Raw genomic sequence first — 12,972 nt, forward strand, 5'->3', positions numbered from 1 at the left:
ATCCTGATACTTATAATTTATCTTGTAACTTATTTTTTGAGAGTTTTGAAGTTATCATCAAAGCTCTTTTTATAATAAAAAGAGTATTGAAGACAAAAAAAGAAGCTATTTCAAGATAAAGCATCATTGTAGACAAGAAAGAAGGTTGCGTTTTTAGATAATTTACAAATAAGTAATTTTTTTATGAGAATGATCATTTAAACATTGAAGCTGAGCGTATGATTAGTTAAAAGACCACAACTGATTTTGATAATCGGTGTGAAGCACCCGTAGCTCAGCTGGATAGAGCGCTGCCCTCCGAAGGCAGAGGTCACAGATTCGAATTCTGTCGGGTGCACCAAACTCTTCAATTTCATATCAGCCTCAATAACAATTTCCCCTAGAAGAAGCAGAATTCTTTTTTATGAAAATGAGTGGCAAATCAGTTGAGTTGTTTATTCAATTTTGCCGCAAATGAAAAAATGATTTTGAAAGAAGCAAAATTTATGACTGCATCTATAATTGTTTCAGTTAATCATTTAAAATATCGAGATAAAAAATAAAGATCGATGAATAACATAAAAACATATTTAATTCAATCTTTTATTATGTCATTGATTCAGCGATATTGACACTAGAACGTTAAATATATTGTAATGGTCATTAAAATAAAGAGATCTGCTTTTATTTTTTGAGCTAAAGGCTGTTATGATGAGATGAGACGCGGATGAGGAATATATAACCAGTTAAAGGAATAATAAGGAATGGGGGGAAAAAATAATCATCTAGATTTGAATTCTTTCAAAATCGCTTTATTCGGTATGGTTGTCATGACTTTGGGGATGGGTATTGGGCGATTCATCTATACACCGATATTGCCAGTTATGTTGGATGAGGGGTTGTTTACCTTTCATCAACTTTCTTATATAGCCAGTGCTAATTATGGTGGTTATTTAGTTGGGAGTATGTTCTTTACGTTTGGTAGAATTGGGAATATCTCTCTTGCTCCTCGCATGCTATCTGGTGCGGCCATAGTGACGAGTGCACTTATTATCTCCATGGCATTAACGGCAAGCTTTTACTTAGTTTTTTAATCCGTTTTATTGCTGGTGTTGCGAGTGCAGCAATGATGGTTTTTGGTTCTATTATGGTTATGCAGCATAGCCATAACGGGCGGATTGTTGCTTCGCTTTATGCAGGTGTAGGAGTTGGTATTCTACTGGGTAATGAATACGTTATCATTGGTTTGAATAAGGCGCTTGACGCGACAAATATTTGGTTGGGAGCCGGCTTAATATCTGTTGTATTGCTGCTTTTATTATTTATTCTGTTTCCACGGCGTATTGATGTGCCTCAATTTTCTGTTAAGGTACCGTTAGCGCATGAAAATATTGTTTGGTGGGAACTCGCTCTACTTTATGGGTTAGCCGGATTCGGTTACATTATTGTCGCAACATATCTTCCTTTGATGGCTAAAACATTTCATTTCCAACTCCTTGCGAGTCACTTATGGTCGCTTGTTGGAAGTACCATTGTTCCTAGTTGTTTTATCTGGTTGTGGGCTGCACATCGGTGGGGGATATTACGTTGTCTGATGTTTAATTTGCTTATCCAAGCAGGATGCGTCTTATTGACACTCTTCAACCAGTTTCCTATTTTGGTCATCTTCAGTTGCCTAGGTTTTGGATTCACTTTTATGGGGACGACCTGTTTGGTTATGCTGTTAGCCAAGCGTTTACGTGCACCATATGGTATAAATTTATTCGGATTTATTACATTAACTTACGGTTTCGGCCAAATACTGGGGCCTTTATTGACCGGTCTTATGCAATTTGGTTCATATACTATTATATTTTCGGTTATCTGTGGTGCCTTAGCACTTTTTGCCGCTGCCGGAATCTGTCAATATTGTCTTTGTAAAAAGATAGGTGGTGTTTGATAAATTTGTAACCTTCACTAAAGGCTGAGAAAATTTGTCAAGCCATTTTTTAAGTATTTTATGAAGGTTGAATTATTATAGGGGGATGATAATATGCTTTACTCTACAATTGCTATTTTAGGCGTTGGCCCTCGTGGAATCAGTATTCTTGAACGTTTGCTTACGCTTTATTGTCATTATCCACTTTCTGGGAATATTGATATTTTATTGATTGATCTCAACGAGATGGGAACTGGCGTGCATAGTATACACCAGCCAGATCATTTGTTGGTTAACACAGTAGCTTGTCAAATTACTTTGTTTGGTGATGATACAGTTAAGAATGTGGGTCCTATTCGTAAAGGTCCCAATTTTTATCAATGGGCTATTCAACAAGGATATCGTAATATTAACGGTGTTTTTTCTCGTACAAAATATGATGGGAGAGAGATCAAAGAAAATGATTATTTATCACGTCGCTTGTTAGGCGAATATCTATCCTGGGCTTACAGAGAGTTCACACAGAATTTACCTTCCGGTATTCGTATTAAGGAGATTCGACAAAGAGCTGAAAATCTCCATCTTTGCCCAGAGAACAATAAGATGGATATTGTTCTGGCAGACGGTCATCATTACAGTGCAGATTTCGTTTATATCACGACAGACCATGGTAAGAATATATATTCTCAGCATGATGAGAGTTTGCAACAGTTTGTGGCTGCTCATCAAATAAAAAATACGCTTTTAGACCATTATTCAACTCCTTATCCAATCGAACAGCTGAATTCTATAGCGCCTCGATCTCATGTTTTGATGCAAGGAATTGGATTAAGCGCCTATGATATTTTATCGTAATTGACTTATGGTCGCGGTGGTAATTTTACTGAAGATTCTGGTCAGTTGCACTACATACCAAGCGGAAAAAAGCCTACGATAGCTCTATTTTCTCGTCAAACATTGCCTTTTAGTAGCCGTGGAGTTAATCAGAAAGGTGATGGTGAACAATATGTACCTTCATTCCTTACTCTTGATGCGATACATCATCTACGTATGCAGAATAGCATTGCTACCGGTTCGCCACAGATAAACTTTAAAACGCAGATTTTACCATTGTTGCTTAAAGAAATGAGCTACGTTTATCGAAGTACGCAACTGGGGCGTTGGCTCTCCCCTGAATCTTAATTGTTACTCCTAAAGATAAGCAGTGTATTCAAGAGTTATTGTATCCTCATCAAAATAAAACATTCACATCTTTGGATGACTATACACAATTCTTTATTGAGTACTTGGAGGAGGATCTTCTTGCTTCTATTGCAGGTAAAGTTGATGGCCCAGTGAAGGGCTGCTACGGATGTGTTGCAAGATATTCGAGATATCTTACGCGCTGCAATCGATTTTGGTGGGTTAACGGATTCATCTCATAAATACTTTATTGAACATTTCAATCTGAATTTCAATCGTATTTCTGTAAGCCCCCGATGCAGCGGAACAAAGAACTGAAGGCATTGATGGAAGCTGGTATTGTAACTCTGGCTGGTGGCCCGTCACCCACATTGGTTCTCAATGCTAATACTGGTCGTTTCGAAATACATTCCATTTTTCAAGATGAGAGTAGTTTAGTTGAGGGAGATGTGCTGATAAAAGCTAAGATTGATAGTTTTTCTCTTTTTAATGACAATTCTTCTTTTATTCGCAATCTTGTTTCTCAGGGCATTATCAGGCCATTTATCAATCATGGATATCATCCCGGTGGTATTGACATTGATTGTCATCAGCATCCTATAAACACAGAAGGACAAGTACAAAACACACTATGGGTGTTGGGTAACCCCGTAGAGGGAATAAACTTTTATACATATATTTTGCCTAGACCGTTCGTTAATTCGCGAGCACTGCAGGATGCAGGGCGCTGTGTCATTGACATGTATGAGCAGCTTTTTCATCGCTACTCAGGCAAAGATTCGACAGTTAATGTACATTAATGATATGAAAGCTTTTTGGGTCTGCATGTCATCAGTATCCACTATAGCAATAATATTGATGCACTTCGTTTTTCTCACGTCTATTTCAATAAGAACTTGGCTATTTATTCTGTTGGATGAAGATACGGTTATAGGTTATTTGCTTTCGATGATGCTATACATGCCCTTTACTTTGATCTTTCCTTTACGAGGGGCGCCGATAGCCTATGAAGTCTCAGACTATTTAGTCTGGATTGATTTATTTATCTCTGCTCAATTTCTTTTCCTTGTATCAATAAACACTATTTTTCTGCTCGCAATCTGCATGTTATCGCCGATAAATACTAATTTTAAGATGCATATCTGTTATGTGTTAATCTTTTCATATTCGTTTATCTTAGCTACTTTATTCAATATTTATAAATTATGGAGATCCTATGCCTTACGTAAACATTAAAATTACTAATGAAGATGTTACCTCTGAACAAAAGCGACAGCTGATTGAAGGAGCCACTCAATTATTGGTTGATGTTCTTAATAAAAATCCGAGAACGACTGTTGTCGTAATTGATGAAGTGGACACGGATAATTGGGGAATTGGTGGTGTTCCAGTGACGGAATTAAGAAAACTTTAAATAGTGAATAACTTATGACAAATTAATCTGGTCAATCGGGGTGTATTCGCTATTCCATTAGCCTGTTGCCGTTTTTTGATGGAGGAAAACCACAAGGTTAATATCAAAGTAGGGCCATATCAAATAGGGCAATACCAAGGGGGGGCAAGAGGAGGATAGCCCATGAAGATCCCCGCAAAGCAGCTCGTGATCGAATTAGAGGATATGAGTTTAGACCTGATTTGTTATCATCATGCCTTGTCTGTTTTAGGAGACCGGAGGCAAGCGGGTTTACTGGAAGGTTATTTAGAAGCCACGCTGGAGGCTAATCCAGAGATTGCGGGGTATGATACTTTTTTGCCGCGGGGCTTAAAAGTCTTTCTGCCTGAATTTATTTCCCAAGAAAAAAACAGCGTGGTCAAACGGCTATGGGATTAATGTGCACACATCCCTTTATTGAGGTAAGGGTAGGGGATAAGCTTGTTCATGAGGTTTTTTACCAACGTCTTTTAACGGCAACCATCACAGACAATGCGGGTAATGAAGCCGATACATTCGAGGCGGAATTTGATGATAGCGGCAATGATTTAGAGATTCCTTCCAGTAACAGTGCACTCCATGTCACCTTTGGCTATCAGGACAGCATTCGTGCCTTTATGGGGCGTTTTGTTGTGGAGACGGTGATCAGTTGTGGGGGCAGTGATGGAGAGATTTTGCGCCTTTGTGGCAAAAGCGCTTCCATGCGTGCGGAGATCAAAGAACAGGACAGCGAACATTTTGACCACAAAACCATTGCTGAGATTGTTGAGAGCCTTGCCAAACGTCATGGTTATCAAGCAAAGGTCAGTCCTAAATTTACCAAACAAACCTTGCCTTATGTGGTGCGTACAGATCAATCGGCGATTGATTTTTTAACTAGGCTTGCTGATCGGATGCAGGCGCGTTTTTTGATCAAAGACAATAAGTTTTTATTTTTAAGCGGGGACAATCTCCCCCTCCAGACAATTCATCAACAGGAGTGTTCCCATTGGGAATTTAGTCTCGAGCCGCGCACCCAATATGGCATGATAGAAGCACGCTATTTTGATCGCGCAAAAGGGCAACAGCACATTGTTACGCATCGCACAGGGTATACGGGACCCATTCGCCGTCTGCGGACGTGCTACCCTTGTGAACAGCAAGCACAAGCTGCGGCTGCTTTTTGAGTCGGATAGGCTTTGTCGAGCCATGGGTAGTGGTTCTTTAAGCCTTGAGGGGCGCCCTGAAATCATGGCGGGGCAACCGCTTTTGCTTCAAGGGTTTCGAGGCGAAATCAATGGCACATGGCATGCTGCAACCGTGACCCATTGCTATGAAAAGCAAAGCGGATACACCACAGAAATCACCTTTGAGGCACCAGATAAGGGGAAAGAGGGATGAGAAAACTAAACGTGTTAGAAACAGAAAAACCAAGAGACAATTTTGCCCCTTCTTTTCGGCAACTTCCCCATAATATTGAAGCAGAACAAGCTTTGCTCGGGGCAATTATGATCAATAATGATGCTCTTGAGAGCGTTTCTGATTTTCTCAAACCAGAACATTTTTTTAAAGCCTTCCATCAAAGGCTTTTTGATATCATCTTAACAATTGTTCAAAAGAGAAAAGTTGCAGACCCGATTACCATGAAGCCCTTTATTGCAAATGATGAGAAAATTGGAGATATCACAGTCTTTAATTATGTTGTTCGTTTAGCCAAAGAAGCTGTCACAATCATCAATACTCGAGATTATGGACAGGTTATTTATGATCTGTTTATTCGGCGTTCTTTAATTAACCTTGGCACTCAAATTGTAAATAGCTCTTTTGATTCTCCCTTAGAACTTACCCCTTCGCAACAAATTGAAGCGCTTGAAAATCAGTTGTTTGCATTGGCAGAAAAAGGCAAATATGGAGGGGGTTTTGAAAACTTTGATAGAGCTATTGTAAAAGCCATTAACATGGCAAGTGCTGCAAAAAAGCGTTCCTCACAGCTCTCTGGCATGGCAACCCATATTAAAACTCTTGATGAAAAAATGGGCGGGTTGCAACCATCTGATTTGATTATCCTAGCAGGGCGCCCTGGGATGGGTAAAACGTCCCTTGCAACCAATATTGCCTTTAATATTGCCAATGCTTGCAAGAATCATGATGCCAGCCAAGCCAGTGAAGGGGGGATTGTCGGTTTCTTCTCCCTTGAAATGTCAACAGAACAGCTTGCAACCCGTATTATTTCTGAACAAACAAAGGTTTCTTCTTCTGATATACGACGGGGTAATCTTTCTGATGATCAGTTTATAAACATTGTTCATATGACGCGTTCCCTTCAAACCATTCCTCTTTATATCGATCAAACGGGAGCTGTATCTCTTGCACAACTAGCCGCGCGTGCAAGGCGTCTTAAACGACAACATGGTCTAGATGTTTTGATTATTGATTATATTCAACTGATGACAAGCGGTTCAAAGCGTTCTTCTGAAAACCGCGTTCAAGAGATTACAGCCATTACTATGGGGCTTAAAGCTTTAGCAAAGGAACTCAATATTCCCATCATTGCGCTTTCGCAATTATCGCGACAAGTTGAAAATAGAACAGATAAACGTCCCCAACTTTCCGATTTACGTGAATCAGGTTCAATCGAGCAAGATGCCGATATTGTGTTGTTTGTTTACCGTGAAGAATATTATCTCAAAAATGAAGAGCCCAAAGAAGGCAGTGCTGAATATCACAAATGGAAAGAAGCAATGGAGCAAGTTAAGGGCAAAGCTGAGGTTATCATAGCCAAGCAACGCCATGGACCAACAGGAATCGTCCCTCTGGCTTTCCAATCTGACTTTACATGCTTCTATGACCTAACGGATAACGACAACTTAGAAATATCCGCTTGAGCGCAAAATAATGATCCGATGATTGAGAAGCAAAAACCGATAGATTCTCACAAAAAATGACGAATCTAAAAACACCCTTTGAAAGGCCTTTGAAGACCCTTTGAGAACCCCTTAAAAATCATGTGAAAGAAAATAAATTGGTACAAAACCTGGTGTCAAAATATACAAAACCTGCTGGCAAGCTACACAAAACCTGCTGGCAAGCTACAACAACGATAAAAGTGCTGTGGCGGAGGGGGTGGGATTCGAACCCACGGTACAGTCTCCTGCACGCCGGTTTTCAAGACCGGTGCCTTAAACCGCTCGGCCACCCCTCCAAATTAGTTATGCTTTTTGACAAACTTCTTGCAAAAGGTCAATCATTTTAATGCGCATTCTAAAGCGTTTTTGTAAAATTATTTAAGTTTCAAGCAAAATAACTCTTCATAAGTCAATTCTTTGAGTGTGTTATCTGAATAGTTTTACTTTTAGACATAATAATTCTTTAAAAAAATTGAAAGGCAAATATGACATTTATCATTTCATTTTTCTGTCTAAAAGTTTTTCATAAAGCAATATTTTCAAAATTTCTGATAATCATTTTCTTAATGATAAGATATGTTCAGTTGGAGATGTTTTATAAATTACCTTAAATTCTTTTCGGACGTATATTTTTGAATTATTTTACCTTTTCAGATATTTATTTTATTTAGATCGTCTATATTATGCGAAAAGAAAATATCATTGTTCTGACAGTTTATGAGAGGTAAATTTGCAAGAATGACATATAATCAAGGGAAGTTTATATTGATTTTAAATAAATATTATTTAATAAAAAACTCTTTAAAATGTTTCAATTTTTTAATAAAAATATGTAGATGTCCCCTATAGTTAAAGATTCATTTGAAGAAAATAGCTGATTTACTCTCAGTAGAGAGAAAACTGAAAAAAATAACGAAGAATCATAGCAAAATTTTTATTGATTAACAGTGATTTTTTTTAAATTCTTACACTATTTGAATAAAATTTTTTGCAAGATTTGCATTGACAGTGTAAAACTTCTTCCCAGTATGACTGAAAATTAGATATATTTATAACGCTTTTTTCTGTAGGATTGGCAAGAAGTTAATTTGAATGGAAGAAAAAGCTTATTGAGAGGTACACTTAGATCAAGTGGAAGAAATCCTTTTATGAAAGAATCAAAGATTCCATAATAACGTCTTTTAATTTTTTTGATATAGAGGTAGAAGAAATAGAAAGTGACCTTGGAAATGCTAATTGCACATAGGCCAAAGCATAAAGCTTAACAGATAGGTTTCAAAAAACTACGCCCTTACCTTCTGTTCAAGCAACTCTCACATAAAAAAACGTATGTAAAGCCAATTAAGATTATTATATAAATTAAATGGTGGGCGATGAGAGACTCGAACTCCCGACATCCTCGGTGTAAACGAGGCGCTCTACCAGCTGAGCTAATCGCCCAATGCAATGATCAGCAACTGAATGGCTTCTCTTTAAGGAAAAAAATTTCTAAACGCAAGAATAAAGATGCTATTTGATAATTTTTTTAAAAAATGCATAATCCTTCTTGACATAAGCGAACGAACCCCTTACACGACCGCTTGTGCCAAGAATAAATTGGTGCAGAAAATGCGCGGGTGTAGCTCAGTTGGTTAGAGTGCTGGCCTGTCACGCCGGAGGTCGCGGGTTCGAGCCCCGTCACTCGCGCCATTTTATGTTTCCTTATGGGATTTCTTTTTAAGATATTCATGTGCTATGAATTAGGTAGTGAAGTGTCTGATTTGGGGGATATGTTTTTTTCTTCCTTTTTACATGGTTTATAAGAATAGGGCTTGCGTCTTTTGTTGCTCTGCGTTACCTATGCCGATAAGAAAAGTATCGCTCTGTATACTTCTCAAGCATTATGAGTAGAATGAATAGAGCGATTATTAAATTTGTCTGTTTGATCTCGCAATATCGGTCATTGTGTTAAATTTCAGACATTTCATTACGATGGAAGAGGGTTATGGCTTATTTATTGAGCTCTTATTTGCCAGTCTTGATTTTCATTATTGTCTCAGCGATTATTTCTGGGGTTTTGTTGATTACACCTTACATTGTAGCATATCGTTCTCCCGATCCTGAAAAGTTATCAGCTTATGAGTGTGGATTTAATTCATTTAGTGATGCACGTATGAAGTTTGATATTCGTTTCTATTTGGTTTCAATTTTGTTTATTATTTTTGATCTTGAGGTTGCTTTTCTTTTCCCTTGGGCTGTTTCATTCGAATCGATAGGTATGTTTGGCTTTTGGTCGATGATTGTGTTTTTAGCGATTTTGACTATTGGATTTATATATGAATGGAAAAAAGGAGCTCTTGAATGGAATTAAGATCTAATAATTCAACGATTACAGCTCCAAAACCAAAAGGAATCATTGATCCCAATACCGGTGAACTGATAGGATCAGATGATAAGTTTTTTCGTGATATTAACGCGGAATTATCAGACAAGGGTTTCTTAGTTACCTCAGCAGATGCTTTGATTACTTGGGCACGTACCGGTTCTTTAATGTGGATGAGTTTTGGTTTGGCTTGTTGTGCTATTGAAATGATGCAATGCTCAATGCCTCATTATGATAATGAGCGTTTTGGATATGCACCACGAGCTTCACCCCGTCAGTCCGATGTGATGGTGGTGGCAGGTACTCTAACAAATAAGATGGCACCTGCTTTAAGAAAAGTGTATGATCAGATGCCGGAGCCGCGTTATGTGATTTCTATGGGGTCATGTGCAAACGGTGGAGGTTATTATCATTATTCCTATTCGGTGGTGCGTGGATGTGATCGTATCGTGCCTGTTGATATATATGTTCCAGGGTGTCCGCCTACAGCAGAGGCATTATTATACGGCATATTGTTGTTACAGAAAAAAATCCGTCGTACCGGATCCATAGAGCGATAGAGAGTTTTCGTGTCATGATGGATGAAGCATTGGTTGAACTTGCGGTTTATTTGGAAAACAAGTTAGGCAATAAACTTGAAGAGACCGTTCTTGCTTTTGGTGAATTAACCATTGTGGCACGTCTTGATGCAATTACCGATGTTTTAATGTTTGTTCGTGATGATTCTCGTTGCCAATTTATTAATCTTACAGACATTAGTGGTGTGGATTACCCTTCTCGCGATAAGCGCTTTGATGTCTCTTACCAATTATTGTCTCCTCGCGAGAATTTACGCTTGCGTGTTAAAGTTCGTACGGATGAAAATACGCCTGTTGCTTCAGCTTGTGTGGTTTATCCCGGTGCAGAGTGGTATGAACGAGAAGCCTATGATATGTATGGGATTTTATTTTCAGGTCATCCAGATTTGAGACGGATTTTAACAGATTATGGATTTGAAGGTTATCCTTTACGCAAAGACTTTCCTGTGACAGGATTTGTTGAATGTCGTTATGATAATGAAGCAAAAAGGGTTATTTATGAGCCCGTTGTTTTGCGTCAAGAAATGCGTAATTTTGATTTTCTTTCTCCTTGGGAAGGAACAGAATATATTTTATCCTGTGATGGAAAAGCAGATGGAAAAAAATAATATTGGTTTTGATAAGGCGTTATACTAGAGTAGTGTGTTTCTTAAATAATTAAATGTTTTTAATACGATAGATTTTTTTTAAGATTTGATATGAAGTTTTTTAAAAAGCAAGGGGTTGGTTGTGGCTGAGGTCAATGTTCGAAACTTTAATATCAATTTTGGTCCGCAACATCCTGCAGCGCATGGCGTTTTGCGCATGGTTCTGGAGTTAGACGGTGAAGTTGTTGAGCGTGTAGATCCACATATTGGACTATTGCATCGCGGTACCGAAAAGTTAATGGAAACAAAGACTTATCTTCAAGCAGGGCCTTATCTGGACCGTTTAGATTACGTTGCTCCTATGAATCAGGAACATGCTTTTGTTCTTGCAATTGAAAAGTTATTAGATATTAAAGTTCCTAAAAGAGGGCAATTAATACGTGTTTTGTTTTCTGAAATTGGGCGTATTCTTAATCATTTGCTTAACGTAACAACACAGGCGATGGATGTTGGTGCTTTGACCCCACCTCTTTGGGGGTTTGAGCAACGTGAAAGATTGATGATTTTTTATGAGCGTGCTTGTGGTGCTCGTCTTCATGCAAATTATTTTCGTCCCGGTGGTGTGCATCAAGACTTACCCGAATCTTTAGTTGAGGATATTGGTAATTTTATTGATCCTTTTCTTGTTTCTCTTGGAAAACTTGATGCGCTTGTGACACCGAATCGGATTTTTAAGCAGCGTAATGTGGATATTGGTGTTGTCAGTATTGACGAAGCTTGGGCACGTGGTTTTTCTGGGGTTATGATCCGTGGAGCTGGTGTGCCATGGGATTTGCGTAAAAGTCAACCTTATGAATGTTATGATGAAATGGAGTTTGATGTTCCTATAGGTAAAAATAGTGATTGTTATGATCGCTATCTTATTCGTATGGAAGAAATGCGCCAATCAGCAAAAATTATGCGTCAATGCGTAGAACGATTATTGGGGACTGAAAAGAATGAACCCGTTTCGAGTTTGGATCGCAAAATTGTACCACCAAAGCGAAGCGAAATGAAAAGCTCAATGGAAGCACTGATTCATCATTTTAAACTCTATACGGAAGGTTTTCATACGCCTCCTGGAGAAGTATATGTTGCAGTGGAAGCGCCAAAGGGTGAGTTTGGTGTTTATCTTGTTTCTGATGGAAGCAATAAACCTTATCGTGTTAAGTTGCGTGCTCCTGGGTTTGCTCATCTCCAAGCTATGGATTTTTTAACCCGAGGCCATATGTTGGCGGATGCTACAGCTATTTTGGGTTCGATTGATATTGTTTTTGGGGAGGTTGATCGCTAATGTCCGTACGCCGTCTTGCAGATGATGTCTATCAGCCCGCAGAGTTTTCTTTTACAAAAGAAAATCAGATATGGGTGAAAAATACCATAGAAAAATATCCTGTAGGACGTGAACAGTCTGCTGTTATTCCATTATTAATGCGTGCACAAGAGCAAGATGGTTGGGTGACGCGTGCTGCAATTGAGCATATCGCTCAAATTCTTTCTATGGCGTATATCCGAGTCTTAGAGGTTGCTACTTTTTATACTCAGTTCCAGCTTAAGCCTGTAGGGACAAAAGCGCATATTCAAGTGTGCGGTACGACTCCTTGTATGTTACGTGGTTCTGATGAATTAATTAAAGTTTGTCAGAAAAAAATTCATCATGAACCTTTTACGACCAATCAGGATGGAACCTTATCATGGGAGGAAGTGGAGTGTCTTGGCGCTTGTGTGAATGCTCCTATGGTCATGATTTTTAAAGATACTTATGAAGATCTTACAGCAGAGCGTCTTGAAGAGATTATTGATGCATTTGAAGCAGGGAAGGGTTCTGAAATAACGGTTGGTCCACAAAACAGTCGTAAATCATCAGAACCGATTAGTGGTTTAACCTCTCTTCTTGAGGATGAAGAAAAAAGGAAATCTCTCAAGTCGTCAAAGAAAAAGGATCATAAGGGAATGGGGTCTGAGTGAGATATTTTTTTGAAAAGATATTTCATTATTTTATCCATATTA

11 protein-coding genes, 4 tRNA genes and 3 pseudogenes are annotated in these 12,972 nt (G+C 38.5%); 16 read left to right on the top strand and 2 right to left on the bottom strand.

Annotated elements, in window-relative coordinates; all coding sequences use genetic code 11:
* Nucleotides 1–263 precede the first annotated feature (263 nt).
* The 10 genes and pseudogenes from FJG96_RS05970 (at nt 264) to FJG96_RS06010 (ending at nt 7,375) form a co-directional block, all read left to right on the top strand.
* Nucleotides 264–340 (top strand) — tRNA-Arg (locus FJG96_RS05970).
* 523 nt (nt 341–863) lie between these two features.
* Nucleotides 864–1,918, top strand: a pseudogene (locus FJG96_RS05975) (YbfB/YjiJ family MFS transporter).
* A 93-nt stretch (nt 1,919–2,011) separates the two neighbouring features.
* On the top strand, nt 2,012–2,752 hold the full coding sequence (locus FJG96_RS09065; RefSeq protein ID WP_246046905.1) for an FAD/NAD(P)-binding protein: 741 nt from the start codon (nt 2,012–2,014) through the stop codon (nt 2,750–2,752).
* A complete protein-coding gene (locus tag FJG96_RS09070) occupies nt 2,753–3,079 on the top strand; it encodes a hypothetical protein (protein WP_246046906.1) in 327 nt (108 codons plus the stop codon).
* A gap of 296 nt (nt 3,080–3,375) precedes the next feature.
* On the top strand, nt 3,376–3,879 hold the full coding sequence (locus FJG96_RS09075; RefSeq protein WP_246046907.1) for an FAD/NAD(P)-binding protein: 504 nt from the start codon (nt 3,376–3,378) through the stop codon (nt 3,877–3,879).
* Between the two features lie 416 nt (nt 3,880–4,295).
* On the top strand, nt 4,296–4,493 hold the full coding sequence (locus FJG96_RS05990; RefSeq protein WP_005773605.1) for a 2-hydroxymuconate tautomerase family protein: 198 nt from the start codon (nt 4,296–4,298) through the stop codon (nt 4,491–4,493).
* A gap of 26 nt (nt 4,494–4,519) precedes the next feature.
* A pseudogene (locus FJG96_RS09320) lies at nt 4,520–4,652 on the top strand (phage tail protein); the annotation flags it as partial.
* A gap of 3 nt (nt 4,653–4,655) precedes the next feature.
* Complete coding sequence (locus FJG96_RS06000) at nt 4,656–4,910, top strand: tail protein X (protein WP_139413180.1); 255 nt, start codon at nt 4,656–4,658, stop codon at nt 4,908–4,910.
* A pseudogene (locus FJG96_RS06005) lies at nt 4,910–5,964 on the top strand (phage late control D family protein). The gene FJG96_RS06000 and the pseudogene FJG96_RS06005 overlap by 1 nt, the downstream one beginning before the upstream one ends.
* The gene (locus FJG96_RS06010) at nt 5,888–7,375 is read left to right on the top strand and encodes a replicative DNA helicase (RefSeq protein WP_139413181.1); all 1,488 of its coding nucleotides are present in this window, start codon (nt 5,888–5,890) and stop codon (nt 7,373–7,375) included. The pseudogene FJG96_RS06005 and the gene FJG96_RS06010 overlap by 77 nt, the downstream one beginning before the upstream one ends.
* A gap of 227 nt (nt 7,376–7,602) precedes the next feature.
* On the opposite strand, the gene FJG96_RS06015 is transcribed toward FJG96_RS06010, so the two are convergent.
* Nucleotides 7,603–7,692, bottom strand: a tRNA-Ser gene (locus FJG96_RS06015).
* A 1,068-nt stretch (nt 7,693–8,760) separates the two neighbouring features.
* Nucleotides 8,761–8,836: transfer RNA gene (locus FJG96_RS06020), tRNA-Val, on the bottom strand.
* A gap of 172 nt (nt 8,837–9,008) precedes the next feature.
* Between FJG96_RS06020 and FJG96_RS06025 the strand changes: the two genes are divergently transcribed.
* The 6 genes from FJG96_RS06025 (at nt 9,009) to nuoE (ending at nt 12,930) form a co-directional block, all read left to right on the top strand.
* A tRNA-Asp gene (locus FJG96_RS06025) sits at nt 9,009–9,085 on the top strand.
* A gap of 295 nt (nt 9,086–9,380) precedes the next feature.
* Nucleotides 9,381–9,746 (top strand): NADH-quinone oxidoreductase subunit A, encoded by a 366-nt coding sequence (locus tag FJG96_RS06030; RefSeq protein ID WP_139413182.1) that lies wholly within the window; start codon nt 9,381–9,383, stop codon nt 9,744–9,746.
* Nucleotides 9,737–10,318: a NuoB/complex I 20 kDa subunit family protein gene (locus FJG96_RS06035; RefSeq protein ID WP_039758600.1), complete on the top strand. Its 582-nt coding sequence runs from the start codon at nt 9,737–9,739 to the stop codon at nt 10,316–10,318. The genes FJG96_RS06030 and FJG96_RS06035 overlap by 10 nt, the downstream gene beginning before the upstream one ends.
* A gap of 17 nt (nt 10,319–10,335) precedes the next feature.
* The gene (locus tag FJG96_RS06040; RefSeq protein WP_180338260.1) at nt 10,336–10,944 is read left to right on the top strand and encodes an NADH-quinone oxidoreductase subunit C; all 609 of its coding nucleotides are present in this window, start codon (nt 10,336–10,338) and stop codon (nt 10,942–10,944) included.
* Nucleotides 10,945–11,065: 121 nt separating this feature from the next.
* Complete coding sequence (locus FJG96_RS06045; RefSeq protein WP_139413184.1) at nt 11,066–12,256, top strand: NADH-quinone oxidoreductase subunit D; 1,191 nt, start codon at nt 11,066–11,068, stop codon at nt 12,254–12,256.
* A complete protein-coding gene (gene nuoE, locus FJG96_RS06050; RefSeq protein WP_139413185.1) occupies nt 12,256–12,930 on the top strand; it encodes an NADH-quinone oxidoreductase subunit NuoE in 675 nt (224 codons plus the stop codon). Before FJG96_RS06045 ends, nuoE begins: the two co-directional genes overlap by 1 nt.
* Nucleotides 12,931–12,972 lie beyond the last annotated feature (42 nt).

Origin of the sequence: Bartonella mastomydis (assembly GCF_900185775.1) — a bacterium.
Lineage (GTDB): Bacteria > Pseudomonadota > Alphaproteobacteria > Rhizobiales > Rhizobiaceae > Bartonella > Bartonella elizabethae.

What these genes read in the sequence shown, in the direction of transcription:
- FJG96_RS09065 (WP_246046905.1), top strand. Translation starts at nt 2,012, where the DNA reads ATGCTTTACTCTACAATTGCTATTTTAGGCGTTGGCCCTCGTGGAATC.
- FJG96_RS09075 (WP_246046907.1), top strand. Translation starts at nt 3,376, where the DNA reads ATGCAGCGGAACAAAGAACTGAAGGCATTGATGGAAGCTGGTATTGTA.
- FJG96_RS05990 (WP_005773605.1), top strand. Translation starts at nt 4,296, where the DNA reads ATGCCTTACGTAAACATTAAAATTACTAATGAAGATGTTACCTCTGAA.
- FJG96_RS06000 (WP_139413180.1), top strand. Translation starts at nt 4,656, where the DNA reads ATGAAGATCCCCGCAAAGCAGCTCGTGATCGAATTAGAGGATATGAGT.
- FJG96_RS06010 (WP_139413181.1), top strand. Translation starts at nt 5,888, where the DNA reads ATGAGAAAACTAAACGTGTTAGAAACAGAAAAACCAAGAGACAATTTT.
- FJG96_RS06030 (WP_139413182.1), top strand. Translation starts at nt 9,381, where the DNA reads ATGGCTTATTTATTGAGCTCTTATTTGCCAGTCTTGATTTTCATTATT.
- FJG96_RS06035 (WP_039758600.1), top strand. Translation starts at nt 9,737, where the DNA reads ATGGAATTAAGATCTAATAATTCAACGATTACAGCTCCAAAACCAAAA.
- FJG96_RS06040 (WP_180338260.1), top strand. Translation starts at nt 10,336, where the DNA reads ATGGATGAAGCATTGGTTGAACTTGCGGTTTATTTGGAAAACAAGTTA.
- nuoE (WP_139413185.1), top strand. Translation starts at nt 12,256, where the DNA reads ATGTCCGTACGCCGTCTTGCAGATGATGTCTATCAGCCCGCAGAGTTT.